Source organism: Rhodococcus sp. Q1 (assembly GCF_004153645.1).
Taxonomy (GTDB): domain Bacteria; phylum Actinomycetota; class Actinomycetes; order Mycobacteriales; family Mycobacteriaceae; genus Rhodococcus; species Rhodococcus gordoniae.
Map to the genome: position 1 here is coordinate 14,797 of NZ_SDMJ01000002.1, position 13,355 is coordinate 28,151.

At 68.7% G+C, this 13,355-nt stretch carries 12 protein-coding genes; 4 read left to right on the top strand and 8 right to left on the bottom strand.

The window, feature by feature from the left end:
- Positions 1-189 precede the first annotated feature (189 nt).
- The 6 genes from pheT to infC form a co-directional block, all read right to left on the bottom strand.
- Positions 190-2,676: a phenylalanine--tRNA ligase subunit beta gene (gene pheT / locus EQ874_RS04910; RefSeq protein ID WP_129976048.1), complete on the bottom strand. Its 2,487-nt coding sequence runs from the start codon at positions 2,674-2,676 to the stop codon at positions 190-192.
- A 55-nt stretch (positions 2,677-2,731) separates the two neighbouring features.
- Positions 2,732-3,802 carry a phenylalanine--tRNA ligase subunit alpha gene (gene pheS / locus EQ874_RS04915; RefSeq protein ID WP_064064223.1) on the bottom strand — a complete coding sequence of 357 codons (1,071 nt, stop codon included), beginning with the start codon at positions 3,800-3,802 and terminating at the stop codon, positions 2,732-2,734.
- Positions 3,803-3,887: 85 nt separating this feature from the next.
- Positions 3,888-4,700: an RNA methyltransferase gene (locus EQ874_RS04920; protein WP_129976050.1), complete on the bottom strand. Its 813-nt coding sequence runs from the start codon at positions 4,698-4,700 to the stop codon at positions 3,888-3,890.
- 38 nt (positions 4,701-4,738) lie between these two features.
- Entirely contained in the window at positions 4,739-5,119 is a 381-nt protein-coding gene (gene rplT / locus EQ874_RS04925) for a 50S ribosomal protein L20 (RefSeq protein WP_006553977.1), read from the bottom strand.
- A gap of 65 nt (positions 5,120-5,184) precedes the next feature.
- Entirely contained in the window at positions 5,185-5,379 is a 195-nt protein-coding gene (gene rpmI / locus EQ874_RS04930; protein ID WP_016935462.1) for a 50S ribosomal protein L35, read from the bottom strand.
- Positions 5,380-5,450: 71 nt separating this feature from the next.
- Entirely contained in the window at positions 5,451-6,164 is a 714-nt protein-coding gene (gene infC / locus EQ874_RS04935) for a translation initiation factor IF-3 (RefSeq protein ID WP_084421781.1), read from the bottom strand.
- A 318-nt stretch (positions 6,165-6,482) separates the two neighbouring features.
- On the opposite strand from infC, the gene EQ874_RS04940 reads away from it, so the two are divergent.
- Complete coding sequence (locus EQ874_RS04940) at positions 6,483-6,848, top strand: DUF1844 domain-containing protein (protein ID WP_026003566.1); 366 nt, start codon at positions 6,483-6,485, stop codon at positions 6,846-6,848.
- Between the two features lie 81 nt (positions 6,849-6,929).
- Here EQ874_RS04940 and uvrA read toward each other — a convergent pair whose 3' ends face one another.
- Complete coding sequence (gene uvrA / locus EQ874_RS04945; protein ID WP_129976052.1) at positions 6,930-9,905, bottom strand: excinuclease ABC subunit UvrA; 2,976 nt, start codon at positions 9,903-9,905, stop codon at positions 6,930-6,932.
- A 150-nt stretch (positions 9,906-10,055) separates the two neighbouring features.
- Here uvrA and EQ874_RS04950 point away from each other — a divergent pair, with 150 nt between their 5' ends.
- Both EQ874_RS04950 and EQ874_RS04955 read left to right on the top strand, forming a co-directional pair.
- Complete coding sequence (locus EQ874_RS04950) at positions 10,056-10,745, top strand: MBL fold metallo-hydrolase (protein ID WP_016934935.1); 690 nt, start codon at positions 10,056-10,058, stop codon at positions 10,743-10,745.
- Positions 10,746-10,929: 184 nt separating this feature from the next.
- Positions 10,930-11,133 carry a hypothetical protein gene (locus EQ874_RS04955; protein WP_129976054.1) on the top strand — a complete coding sequence of 68 codons (204 nt, stop codon included), beginning with the start codon at positions 10,930-10,932 and terminating at the stop codon, positions 11,131-11,133.
- A gap of 53 nt (positions 11,134-11,186) precedes the next feature.
- Here the strand turns inward: EQ874_RS04955 and EQ874_RS04960 are convergent, their stop codons facing one another.
- Positions 11,187-11,441 (bottom strand): hypothetical protein, encoded by a 255-nt coding sequence (locus EQ874_RS04960; protein WP_129976056.1) that lies wholly within the window; start codon positions 11,439-11,441, stop codon positions 11,187-11,189.
- A 200-nt stretch (positions 11,442-11,641) separates the two neighbouring features.
- Between EQ874_RS04960 and EQ874_RS04965 the strand changes: the two genes are divergently transcribed.
- The gene (locus EQ874_RS04965; RefSeq protein WP_129976057.1) at positions 11,642-13,336 is read left to right on the top strand and encodes an alkaline phosphatase D family protein; all 1,695 of its coding nucleotides are present in this window, start codon (positions 11,642-11,644) and stop codon (positions 13,334-13,336) included.
- Positions 13,337-13,355: the final 19 nt, after the last annotated feature.

Here is a 13,355-nt window from a genome sequence, read left to right on the forward strand (position 1 = left end):
CCCGGCTCCCGCTGCGTCCTGTTCGGCGCGAGCCTGCCTGCTCGCGCGGGCCCCGATCCGACGGTGCGCGATCGTGTCCTCGTGCCGCGAATCCACACGCTCGCCGGACACGTCCTCGACCGGGCGGGTCGCACGGTCGCCACGGTCCCGCCCGACGTGTGGCTGCCGGGCGGGGACACGCGCGTCCCCTCAGGCGCGTAGCTGCGCGCCGACCGCGGTGGCCGCGGCGGCGACGGCCGCCTCGCGGGCGGCGCTGGCCTCGTCCTCGGTGAGGGTGCGGTCTGCGGCACGGAAGCGCAGCGCGAACGCGAGCGACTTGCGGTTCTCCCCCAGCTGGGCGCCCTCGTACACGTCGAACAGGCGGATGTCCTCGAGCAGGTCGCCGCCACCGGAGCGCAACGCGCTCTCGACATCGGCGGCCGGCACGCTCGCATCGACGACGACCGCGACGTCCTGCAGGACCGCCGGGAACGGCGAGACGAGCGGGGCGGGAAGAGATTCCACGATCGGCAGGGCATCGAGATCGAGCTCGAAGGCGCAGGTGCGGGCCGGCAGCCCGGCACGCTCGATCACGGCCGGATGCAATTCTCCGGCATGACCGACGACCACGCCGTCGACGAGCAGTTCGGCGCAGCGGCCGGGATGCCACGGCAGGTACTGTGCGGCGCGGCGCTCGAGGCGCACCCCCGCGGCGCGTGCCACGCTCTCCGCGGCGGCGAAGGCGTCGAAGGCATCGGCGGCCCGGCCCGGCCCCCACGGTCCGGCCGGTTCGCGCAGACCGGCGAGCACACCACCGACGTGGACGGGCTGCGCCGGCAACGACCCTTCGAGCAGCGCGATCTCGTCGTCGCTGGGGCGACGGTCCACCGGCAGGGCCTGCACCGGCGTGGTCTCCGGGGTGGGCCGGACGACCTGGGCGATCGCGTACAGCGACAGATCCCGCTGCCCGCGGGAGACGTTGCGCCCGAGGATCTCGAGCAGCCCCGGCAGCAGGGTGGTCGCCAGTTCGGGGCGGTCGGCCTCGAGCGGGTTGAGGACCTTCGTGGTCACGCGTCGCGGATCGTCGGCGTCCAGTCCCCAGATGTCGAACACACCGGCGGGCAGGAAGACGGGGGCGAGGACCTCGACGTAGCCGTCGTAGGCCAGGGCGCGGGAGACGGAGCGGCGACGCTTCTGCGGGGCCGTCAGGCCGCGCCCGGCCGGGGCGCTGGGCAGCACCGACGGGATCTGCTCGAGTCCCTCCAAACGCAGCACCTCCTCGACCAGGTCGGCGGGCTGACGCAGGTCGGGACGCCAGGTCGGCGGGGTAACCACGAGCTGGCCGTGGCCGTCCTCGCCGACGCCGACCTCGACGGTGCAGCCGATCTGCGTGAGGCGGCGGGCGGCGGTGCCGTTCGGGTAACTCACCCCGGCCATACGGTCGGGCAGGTCGATGTCCATGCGGATCGTCGGGCTCTCGGTGGGCACGACGATGTCGGTGAGGGTCGGCTCGACCCGGCCACCGGCGATCTCGACGAGCAGGCTCGCGGCCCGGTCGAGCGCGGCACGGGCCACGGCCGGGTCGACGGTGCGCTCGAAGCGCTTGCCGGCCTCGCTGCTGAGCTTGTGCCGGCGGTTGCCGCGGAAGACGGCGAGCGGATCCCAGGTGGCGGCCTCGAGCAACACGTCGGTGGTCGAGTCACTGACCTCGGTGGTGGAGCCGCCCATGATGCCGGCGAGGGAGATCACCCCGGAGTCGTCGGTGATGACGACGTCCTCGGGATCGAGGTCGCGCTCGACACCGTCGAGGGTGGTGAGTTTCTCCCCTGCCCGGGCACGCCGCACGACCAGCTCACCCCGCAGGGTCGCGGCGTCGAAGGCGTGCAGCGGCTGGCCGAGCTCGAGCATGACGTAGTTGGTCACGTCGACCGCGGGCGAGATCGGGCGGACACCGGCGGTGTGCAGGCGACGCTGCATCCACCAGGGGCTCACGGCCTTCGGGTCGATGCCGGTGACGCGGCGCGCGGCGAACCGGGTCGCGTTCGTCTCGGCCTCGAGCCGGATCGGGTAGGACTCCCCGCCGTCGGACGGCAGCGCCGGCACGCTCGCCGGATCGGCGAACTCGAGGTCGAAGCCGCACGCGAGTTCGCGAGTGAGCCCGCGGACGGAGAAGCAGTAACCGCGGTCGGGGGTGATGTTGAGTTCGATGAGGGTGTCGCCGAGGCCGAGCAGGTCGTTGGCGTCGGTGCCGGGTTCGGCACTGCCCGGTTCGAGCACGAGGATGCCGGAGTGGTCCTTGCCGATGCCCAGTTCGGACAGCGAGCAGATCATGCCGTCGGAGATGTGGCCGTAGGTCTTGCGGGAGGCGATGACGAAGTCGCCCGGGAGCACGGCGCCGGGCAGCGCCGCGACGACGAGGTCGCCCTCGGCGAAGTTACGGGCGCCGCACACGATGCCACGCGGTTCGTCCTCGCCGACGTCGACCTTGCAGAAGCGGATGGGCTTCTTGAACTCGGTGAGCTCGGTGATCTCCGCGACCCGCCCGACGACGAGGTTGTCGATGCGGGCAAGGGTCTCGACGTCCTCGACCTCGAGCCCGACCCGGACGAATCCCGCGTCGAGTTCCTCGGCGGTGACGTCCCACTCCGGGGTGGCGCGCTGCAGGATCTCGGTCAGCCAGGACTGCGCTACTCGCACTTGTGCTCAGCTCTTTCGTTCGGTCGTCGGTGGAGTCGGGGTGGGGAGAGGGCTCTCAGCCCTGCACACCGAACGGCAGGGTGAAGCGGACGTCGCCCTCGACGATGTCGCGCATGTCGGGGATGCCGTTGCGGAACTGCAGGGTGCGTTCGAGACCCATACCGAAGGCGAACCCGGTGTAGACGTCGGGATCGATGCCCGAGGCCCGGAGCACGTTGGGGTTGACCATGCCGCAGCCACCCCATTCGACCCAGCCGGCACCGCCCTTCTTGTTCGGGAACCACACGTCGACCTCGGCGGACGGTTCGGTGAACGGGAAGTAGTTCGGTCGCATCCGGGTGCGGGTCTCCGGCCCGAACAGTGCCCGCGCGAACGCGTCGAGGGTGCCGCGCAGATGCGCCATGGTCAGACCCTTGTCCACCGCGAGACCTTCGACCTGCGAGAAGACCGGCGTATGGGTGGCATCGAGTTCGTCGGTGCGGAAGGTACGGCCCGGGCACACGACGTAGATCGGGATGTCGCGGTGCAGCATGGTGCGGACCTGCACGGGCGAGGTGTGGGTGCGCAGCACCTGCCGCGAACCTTCCGGGGCGATGTGGAAGGTGTCCTGCATCGTGCGTGCCGGATGGTCGGGCAGGAAGTTCAGGGCGTCGAAGTTGAAGTGCTCGGTCTCGACCTCGGGGCCTTCGGCGACCTCCCAGCCCATCGCGACGAAGACGTCGGCGATCTCGTCGGAGATGATCGAGATCGGGTGCCGGGCGCCGAGCGCGCTGCGGGTCGCGGGCAGGGTGACGTCGACGGCCTCGGCGACGAGGACCGCGGCATCACGTTCGGCCTGCAACGCCGCCTTGCGGTCGTCGAAGGCGGCCTGCACCGCCGTGCGGTGCGCGTTGACCCGCTTGCCGGCGTCGGCGCGTTCGTTGCCGGGCAGCGAGCCCAGGGCACGCTTCGCGAGGGAGAGGGGCGCCTTGTCGCCGAGGTGGTCGATCTTCGCCTGGGCGAGTGCGTCGAGGTCGGTCGCAGCGGCGAATGCGTCGATCGCGGACTTCTCGGCGGCGGTGAGCGCGTCCTCGGTCAGAGCGCTCGGATCGACTGCCGGCGGGGTGCCGCCCTCTTTCTTGGCCACGACCGGTGCATCTCCTTCTTCGGACGAACGGGTGATCTCTCCAGGCGCGGTGCGGGCCGGAGTCCGCGGCGCACCGGAGGAAATCCTATGTGATGGGCCGAGCGGCCCGATGTTGCACCCGCGCGCTCGCATACAGGCAGATCGAGGCGGCGGTGGCGAGGTTGAGCGATTCGGCGCGTCCGCGAATGGGGATTCGGACGCGATGGTCGGCGCGGGCGGCGACCTGCGGGTCGAGTCCGTGGGCCTCGTTGCCGAACAGCCACGCAGTGGGGGCGGCGAGCAGGTCGTCGGCGTCGTCGAGGTCGATCTCGCCGTCGGCGGCGGTCGCAAGGATCTGCACGCCGGCGTCGGTGAGGGCGGCCAGGACCCGGTCGATGTCGCGTTCGCGGGCGACCGGCAGGTGAAAGATGCTGCCGGCCGAGGAGCGCACGCACTTGCCGTTGTGCGGGTCGACGCTGTCGCCGGCGAGCACCACGGCGTCGGCGCCGACCGCGTCGGACACGCGAATGAGGGTGCCGGCGTTGCCGGGCTCGGCGACGGCGACCGGCACGGCGAGCAGCCGCGACCGGGACGTCACCGCTTCGGCGAGCGGCACGTCGAGGGTGTCGCACACGGCGACGAGACCGGGTGGGGTCACGGTGTCGGACAGCCGGGCGGCGGCGCGTTCGGTGACGATCCCCACGCGCACACCGCGACCGCGCGCGTCGTCGACGAGTCGGCCGTAGCGACCGGCGGCGGCCTCGGTGACGAACAACTCGTGCACCCGTGCGGCGGCGAGCGCTTCGGTGACGGAGTTCTCACCCTCGGCGAGGAACCGACCGGTCTTGCGACGCTCGGCGGTCCGGAGCAGTTTCACAGCAGAAACGACCCGTGGGGTGCGCTCGGTGAGCGTGTCCACGGGCCGTTCCTGGAGATTGTCGTTGCTCAGGGCAGCACTCAGGCAGCCGGAGCGTTGACGTCGGCCGGCAGTGCAGCCTTGGCGACGGCGACGAGACCGGCGAAGGCCTCGGCGTCGGAGACGGCGAGCTCGGCGAGGATCTTGCGGTCGACCTCGACACCGGCGGCCTTGAGGCCCTGGATGAAGCGGTTGTAGGTGATGTCGTTGGCGCGGGCAGCAGCGTTGATGCGGCTGATCCACAGCTTGCGGAAATCACCCTTGCGGGCGCGACGGTCGCGGTATGCGTAGGTCAGCGAGTGGAGCTGCTGCTCCTTGGCCTTGCGGTACAGGCGCGAGCGCTGTCCGCGGTAGCCCTTCGAGGCCTCGAGAATCGAACGACGCTTCTTCTGGGCGTTGACGGCCCTCTTCACGCGTGCCACTGGTTATGTCCTGTCAGAGTTCGGGGGACGAGATGTCCGTCCCCGGGTGGATCGGTCGGAGAGGCTCAGAGCCCGAGCATGCGCTTGACGCGCGGGGTGTCGGCGTCGGAGACGACGGCCTTGCCGTCGAGACGACGCGTCACCCGCGAGGACTTGTGCTCGAGCAGGTGGCGGCGACCCGCCTTCTGGCGCAGGACCTTTCCGCTACCGGACACCTTGAATCGCTTCGCGGTGCCGCTGTGGGTCTTCGACTTGGGCATGGAGTCCTCAGTTCTTGTCGTGTGCGTACATCGGTGCTCACGGACAGCACCGGATGTGCTGCCTGAGCGGGCTAGTTGCTCGGGGCGTCGCCCGTCTCGGGAGCCGGCGCGGCCTCCGTGGACGGGGCGGCGGAGGCTGCCGGGCGCGGAGCGGCCTGCGCCGGTGCGGCCTGCGCGGCTTCCTGAGCCTTCGCGCGGGTCTTCGCACCCTTGTGCGGGGCCAGCACCATGGTCATGTTCCGGCCGTCCTGCTTCGGACTGGTCTCGATGAAGCCGAGCTCGGCGACATCGGCGCCGAGGCGCTGCAGCAACCGGAATCCGAGTTCGGGGCGCGACTGCTCGCGGCCACGGAACATGATGGTGACCTTGACCTTCGAACCGGCTTCGAGGAAGCGCACGACGTTGCGCTTCTTGGTCTCGTAGTCGTGGTCGTCGATCTTCGGGCGGAGCTTCTGCTCCTTGATCACGGTCTGCTGCTGGTTCTTGCGCGATTCGCGCGCCTTCTGCGCGGCTTCGTACTTGAACTTGCCGTAGTCCATGATCTTGCAGACCGGCGGCCGGGCGTCGGGTGCCACCTCGACGAGGTCGAGGTCGGCTTCGATTGCCAGGCGGAGGGCATCTTCAACACGCACGATTCCGACCTGTTCACCGCCGGGTCCGACGAGTCGGACCTCGGGAACTCGGATGCGTTCGTTGATGCGGGTCTCAGCGCTGATGGGGCCTCCTAGGTAGAGCGGTGTGGTCGGTCTGACCGCACCGCAGCACGTGGCCCTACTCCTCGACAAGAAGACCCCGCTGTGGTGCCGAGGCTCCACACGGGGTCCGATACCGACCGGTCGACGGCACCCAGCTCGCGCTGCGTGATCCGCACCGCCCGGTGAAGGGCGGACATCCGGGGCATGCGCACCCGGGGGACCGGACCCCTGAGCTGCATCGATGTGCCGCCAGAGGTGGGAGTCGGACTCCACTTTGCTGCCCACGGAGGATCACCGTGGGCGGTCGTGCGGTCCAGTCTAACAAAAATGCACGTCGGCGACGAATCGGGGAATCCGCGCCCCACCCGCGCCATCGGCGACGAGCGAAGCGACCCTATGCTCATCGCTATGACGGACGCTCCCGAGACCCCCGATCAGGATGCTGCGGCACAGGATGTGCGCGAGCTCGCCGACATTCCGGCCGTCGAGGTGATCAGCCGCGCAGCCGTGATGCTGATGAGTTCGGCTGCCGAGAAGCTCGGTCTCGCCGACGAGGATCCGGACAGCAGCGCACGACGCGACCTCGACGAGGCTCGCCGCGTGATCACGGCCCTCGCCGGACTGATCACCTCGTCGGTGGAATATCTCGGTCCGCACGCCGGCCCGCTGCGCGAAGGACTGCAGGCACTGCAGCGCGCCTTCCGCGAGGCATCCGCGGTGCCCGACGAACCGGGCAAGGGCCCGGGCGAGAAGTACACCGGCCCGGTCTACTGATCCGACGCGGCACCGGTTCCGACCCCACTTCCGACTCCCACGACCGGATCCGCCCGCCGTCGCGGCGGGCGGATCGGGTCGTCAGCTCGCGGCAGCCACCTTCTTCGTGGTGGTCTTGGCCTTTGCGGTCGTCTTCGTCGCGGTGGTCTTCGTCTTCGCGGCGCGCTTGCGTGCCGGAGCGCGAGTGGGCGCGGCGGCCCGGCCGTCGAGGATCTCCGCAAGGAAGCGTCCGGTGTAGCTCTCCTCCACCGTGACGACCTCGTCCGGGGTGCCCTGCGCAACCACCGTGCCGCCCCCGGAGCCGCCCTCCGGACCCATGTCGATGATCCAGTCGGCGGTCTTGATGACGTCGAGGTTGTGCTCGATGACGATCACGCTGTTGCCCTTGTCGACCAGACCGTTGATGACCCCGAGCAGTTTGCGGATGTCCTCGAAGTGCAGACCCGTGGTGGGCTCGTCGAGGATGTAGGCGGTACGCCCGTTGGAGCGCTTCTGCAGTTCGGCGGCGAGCTTGACGCGCTGCGCCTCACCACCGGACAGGGTCGTCGCCGGCTGGCCGAGGCGGACGTAGCCGAGACCGACCTCCACCAGCGTATTGAGGTAGCGGTGGATGGAGGTGACCGGCTGGAAGAACCCGGCGGCCTCCTCGATCGACATGTCGAGCACCTCGGCGATGGTCTTGCCCTTGTAGTGCACCTCGAGCGTCTCGCGGTTGTAGCGGGCGCCGTGGCACACCTCGCACGGCACGTACACGTCGGGCAGGAAGTTCATCTCGATCTTCAACGTGCCGTCGCCCGAGCACGCCTCGCACCGGCCGCCCTTGACGTTGAAGGAGAACCGGCCCGGCTGGTAGCCGCGCACCTTCGCCTCGGTGGTGGACGCGAACAGGGTGCGGATCTTGTCGAACACCCCCGTGTAGGTAGCCGGGTTGGAACGCGGCGTGCGGCCGATCGGCGACTGGTCGACCTGGACGAGCTTGTCGAGCTGGTCGAGTCCGTTGATGCGGGTGTGCCGTCCCGGCACCTGTCGCGCACCGTTGAGCTTGTTGGCCATCACGGTGGCGAGGATGTCGTTGACGAGCGTCGACTTCCCGGAGCCGGAGACACCGGTGATGCAGGTGAGCACGCCGAGCGGGAACGACACGTCGATCTCGCGCAGGTTGTTCTCGCGGGCACCGACGACGGTGACCTGCCGCCCCTTGTCGATGGGCCGGCGAACCGCCGGAATCTCGATCTCCTCGCGCCCGGACAGATAGGCCCCGGTGAGCGAGTCGGGATTGTCGAGCAGCTCCTTGTAGGTGCCGCTGTGCACGACCTTGCCACCGTGCTCACCCGCGCGTGGGCCGATGTCGACGACCCAGTCGGAGGCGCGGACGGTGTCCTCGTCGTGTTCGACGACGATGAGCGTGTTGCCGAGATCGCGCAGCCGGGTGAGGGTGTCGATGAGGCGACGGTTGTCGCGCTGGTGCAGACCGATGGACGGCTCGTCGAGCACGTACAGCACGCCGACGAGACCGGAGCCGATCTGGGTGGCGAGACGGATACGTTGCGCTTCACCGCCGGAGAGGGTGCCCGCCGCGCGCGACAGGGTGAGGTAGTCGAGTCCGACGTCGAGCAGGAAGCCGAGCCGGGCCTGGATCTCCTTGAGGACCTGCCCGGCGATGGCTGCCTCCCGCGTGCCCAGGACGAGACCGTCGAGGAAGCGCGCGCACTCGGCGATCGACAAATCGCTCACCTCGGCGATGGACATCGCGCCGAAGTCGCCCGCGCTGACCGTCACGGCCAGGATCTCGGGGCGCAACCGCGCACCGGCGCAGGCCGGACACGGGATCTCCCGCATATAGCCTTCGTAGCGTTCCTTGGCCTGGTCGGATTCGGATTGTTCGAGGCGGCGGTGCAGGAACGGCATGACGCCTTCGAATTCGGCGTAGTACGAGCGGACGCGGCCGTAGCGGTTCTTGTATCGCACGTGCACCTGCTCGGTGCTGCCTTCCAGCACGGCCTTGCGCACCTTGGCGGGCAGCTTCCGCCACGGGGTGTCGATGTCGAATCCGAGCGCATCGGCCAGACCGGACAGCAACCGGCCGAAGTACTCGGCGCTCTGGCCCATCGACCACGGGGCGATCGCGCCGTCGGCCAGGCTCAGATCCGGGTCGGGAACGACGAGATCGGGGTCGACCTCCTTGCGCACGCCCAGGCCGGCGCACTCGGGGCACGCACCGTACGGCGAGTTGAACGAGAACGACCGTGGTTCGAGTTCGTCGATGGACAGCGGGTGCGAATTGGGGCACGCGAGCGTCTCGGAGAACCGGCGTTCGCGGTCGGGTGCGTCCTCCTCGCGATCGACGAAGTCGAGCACGACGACCCCTTCGGCGAGCCGGAGCGCGGTCTCGATGGAGTCGGTGAGGCGCTGCTGCGCGCTGGGCTTGACGGCGAGGCGGTCGACGACGACCTCGATGTCGTGCTTCTCCTGCTTCTTGAGCTTCGGCGGATCGGACAGGGTGTGGACCACCCCGTCGACACGCACGCGGGAGTAACCCTGGATGGTGAGCTGCTCGAACAGGTCGACGAACTCGCCCTTGCGGGTACGCACGACGGGCGCGAGGACCTGGAAGCGGGCACCGGGCTCCATCTCGAGCACCTGGTCGACGATCTGCTGCGGCGTCTGCCGGGAGATCTGCTCACCGCACACCGGACAGTGCGGGGTTCCGGCGCGGGCGTAGAGCAGACGCAGGTAGTCGTAGACCTCGGTGATGGTGCCGACGGTGGACCGCGGGTTGCGGTTGGTGGACTTCTGGTCGATCGACACCGCGGGCGAAAGACCCTCGATGAAATCGACGTCCGGCTTGTCCATCTGCCCGAGGAACTGACGGGCATAGGCCGACAGAGACTCGACATAGCGCCGTTGCCCCTCGGCGAAGATGGTGTCGAACGCGAGGCTCGACTTGCCCGAACCCGACAGTCCGGTGAACACGATCAGACTGTCGCGCGGCAGATCCAGGTCGACACCACGCAGGTTGTGTTCCCTGGCTCCTCGCACGATCAGGCGGTCTGCCACGCCACATCCTTCCTGTAGACAAGGCCGCAGTTCGGCCCTCAGCCATGGTAGGCGCGGGTACCGACACGTTTCCGTGCCGAAGAACCACTCCCCGTCGACGAACCACGCGTCCGGTGCTCATGCGCGCGCACGCGAAGGTAGGTTGACTGCATGACGCAGCAGCCCGTGATCATCGAGGACACCTACACCGGCGACGTCACTCCCGGCGGACCCGCGCAACGCCGAAGGATTCCCGGAGCGAGCATCGTCAAACTCGCCGTCGGCGAGATGAACAACAACACCTATCTCGTCACCGACGACACGACCGGCAAGTCCGTGTTCATCGATGCCGCAAACGAACCCGAACGACTCGTGCAGTTCCTCCGCGACAACGCACCGGAACTCGAGCTGATCGTCACCACCCACCAGCACTGGGATCACTGGCAGGGCCTCGAGCGGGTGGCCGCGGCGACCGGTGTGCCGACGGCGGCGCACGAGCTCGATGCCGCTCCCCTGCCGGTGACGCCCGAGCGGATCCTGACCGAGGGCGACACCGTGCAGATCGGTGAGCTGAATCTCGAGGTGATCCACCTCTCAGGACATACCCCGGGGTCGGTCGCACTGGTCCTCACGGAGCAGGGCACGGGCCGCGCGCACATCTTCACCGGCGACTCCCTGTTCCCCGGCGGGGTCGGCAAGACCCCGGACGACGATGCATTCCGCTCTCTGCTCGGCGACGTCGAGGCGAAGATCTTCGACCGGTTCGACGACGAGACGATCTTCTATCCCGGGCACGGCAAGGACTCGACCCTCGGAGCCGAGCGTCCGCATCTCGGAGAGTGGCGTGAGCGCGGCTGGTGATCTGTTCTGCATACAGGAACTCTCCGATGACGGACACCCCAGCCGACGCCGTCTGGCACGGGGGGTCGAAGCCGCCCTGAGCCCGGAAGTGTGCAACCGCCTCGACCGAGACAAGACAACACTGTTCGACGAGCGGCCGGCCCGCTCGATCGAGGCACGCATCCGGCCTGAATCGTCAAGGGAATTGCGCCATCCCAGTACCGAGATCCTGTCGGAGATCCCGACCGGCATCCTGCGGTACCCGATCACCGGCATGTACGGAGGCTTCTCGATCGAGCCGATGCGCGGTTGTTTGTTCGTCGGAAGTTCCAGTCGCATGGAAGCCGATTCGGGCGAATCACACGTGGTGACCACCTCCGGATTCCTGCTGGTGGAGGAATCCGAGTGAAGCGATGGACGCTACGGTCACCCAGGAGCACGCGTACCGGTCATTGAGGCAATTCACTCGCGTGCGCGTTCCGTACCCGGAGCCGATGCACCGTTCTCCGCCTCGACCTCCTCGGTCCTGCCCAAGTGTTCGTCGGCCATGTCTGCGAAGGCCGTTCCCGAGACCATCCCGTTCGTCCCCGGCACGACCGTGGTCGGCCGAACCCCCGGCTCGTACATCCGGTCGATCTCCTCGGCCTTCTCCCGTGCCTGTCGTTTCTCTTCGTTGTCGAGCGTGTCCCAGCGGGTCGGCTCCTCTGCGTCGGTCATGTCCGGTCCCCCTTTCCACTACGCGGCACCGACCCGCGCGGGTCGATTCGGGTGCGTCCGTTCCAGGGTGCTCCCCGTCGCGGCATCCCGGAGGGCGAACCGGTATCGAAGTTCGCCGGAACCATCCTGGACAGGAGCGCTGCGAGTACGCTCGAAACCCATGACGAGCTCGCTCGCTCGAGCACGAAGGCGCTGACACCGTGGCGGATCTCGTACTCGGGCCGGTACTCCGGCACATCGGCGACACGGACGCCACGATCTGGGTGGAGACGTCCGCACCCTGCACGGTCGAGGTGCTCGGCAGTGCGGAGCGTACGTGGACCGTCGCGGGCCATCACTACGCGCTCGTCGTCGTCCGAGAGCTCGAACCCGGATCGGAGACGCCCTACGAGGTGCGGGTGGACGGACACCTCGTGTGGCCGCCGGCCGGTGACGCGCCCCCCTCGATCCGGACCTCGGGGGACGACACCGACACCTTCGTGCTCGCCTTCGGTTCGTGCCGCGTGGCGTCGGAGAGCGCGGAACCGACGGCCGTCCTGGGGAAGGACGCGCTCGTCGCGTACGCGCAGCGCATGCGTTCTCTACCCACCGACGAATGGCCCGATGCCCTCTTGCTGCTCGGCGATCAGGTGTATGCCGACGAGTTGTCACAGGAGATGAAGCAGCGGGTCGGTGAGCGGCACGATCTGTCGGAACCACCTGGGGCGCAGGTACGCGACTTCGAGGAGTACACCTGGCTGTACCACCGGTCGTGGTCCGAAGACGACGTCCGGTGGCTGTTGTCGAACGTGCCGACGTCGATGATCTTCGACGACCACGACGTGCACGACGACTGGAACACCTCCTACTCGTGGCGCAGGGAAATGGAATCGTCCGCGTGGTGGGAGGAACGCATCGTCGGGGCACTCGCGTCGTACTGGATCTATCAGCATCTCGGGAACCTCTCCCCCGACGAGCTGGACGAGGAGCCGCTCTACGGGCGGGTGCGGAACTGTACCGGTGACGCCGAGCCCATTCTGCGCGCCTTCGCATCCGGTGCCGACGAAGAAGCGGACGGGGCTCCGGGTGCGCGGTGGTCCTACCGCCGTGATTTCGGGTCGGTGCGTCTGCTGGTGATCGACTCGCGGTGCGGGCGGGTGCTCGCGCCCGAGCGGCGGGACATGGTGTCCGATCCGGAGTTCGACTGGATCGAGCAGCAGACCGACGGCGACTACGACCATCTGCTGGTCGGCACGTCGCTGCCGTGGCTGCTCCCCCGCGCGATGCACGACCTCGAGGCGTGGGACGAGAAACTCGCGTCCGGTGTGCGAGGTGACCACTGGGCTCGCTGGGCCGAGAAACTTCGTCGTGCTGCGGACCTCGAACACTGGTCGGCCTTCCGCGACTCCTTCGAGCGGCTCGGACGCCTGCTGCGGGACGTCGCCGCCGGACGGCGCGCCGGGACGTCCGGTCGTGCGCCCGCGACGATCTGTGTCCTCTCGGGCGACGTGCACCATGCGTATGCCGCCCGTGTCCGGTTCGGGACACCGACCGCCGGTGCGGTCTACCAGCTGACCTGTTCACCGTTGCACAACCATGTCCCCGCAGCCGTCCGGGTCGCCTTCCGCGCTGCATGGAGCCGCACGGCGGAGCATGTCGTGCGGCTACTGCTGGGTCGCGTGACGGCCGTTCCCGTCGCGTCGTTCTCGTGGTCGAGGGTGTCGGGTCCGACTTTCGGAAATCAGATCGCCACGCTCCGGACGCACGGTCGCGTCGCACATCTGACCGTCGAGCGAAGCATCGACACCGCAGCAGGTACGCATCTGTTCGAGAAGGTCGCGGAGTTGCTGTTGACCTCCGAGGATCGGCCGCCCCGGATCTCGCCGGCAGGCGCGGCGGGCGGGCTGTCGAAGTGAGACGTGAGAACGGCATCCC

Bases quoted from the DNA above. Each gene is read 5' to 3' on its own strand.
- rpmI (WP_016935462.1), bottom strand. From the start codon at position 5,379: ATGCCCAAGTCGAAGACCCACAGCGGCACCGCGAAGCGATTCAAGGTG.
- EQ874_RS04940 (WP_026003566.1), top strand. From the start codon at position 6,483: ATGACGGACGCTCCCGAGACCCCCGATCAGGATGCTGCGGCACAGGAT.
- EQ874_RS04950 (WP_016934935.1), top strand. From the start codon at position 10,056: ATGACGCAGCAGCCCGTGATCATCGAGGACACCTACACCGGCGACGTC.
- EQ874_RS04960 (WP_129976056.1), bottom strand. From the start codon at position 11,441: ATGACCGACGCAGAGGAGCCGACCCGCTGGGACACGCTCGACAACGAA.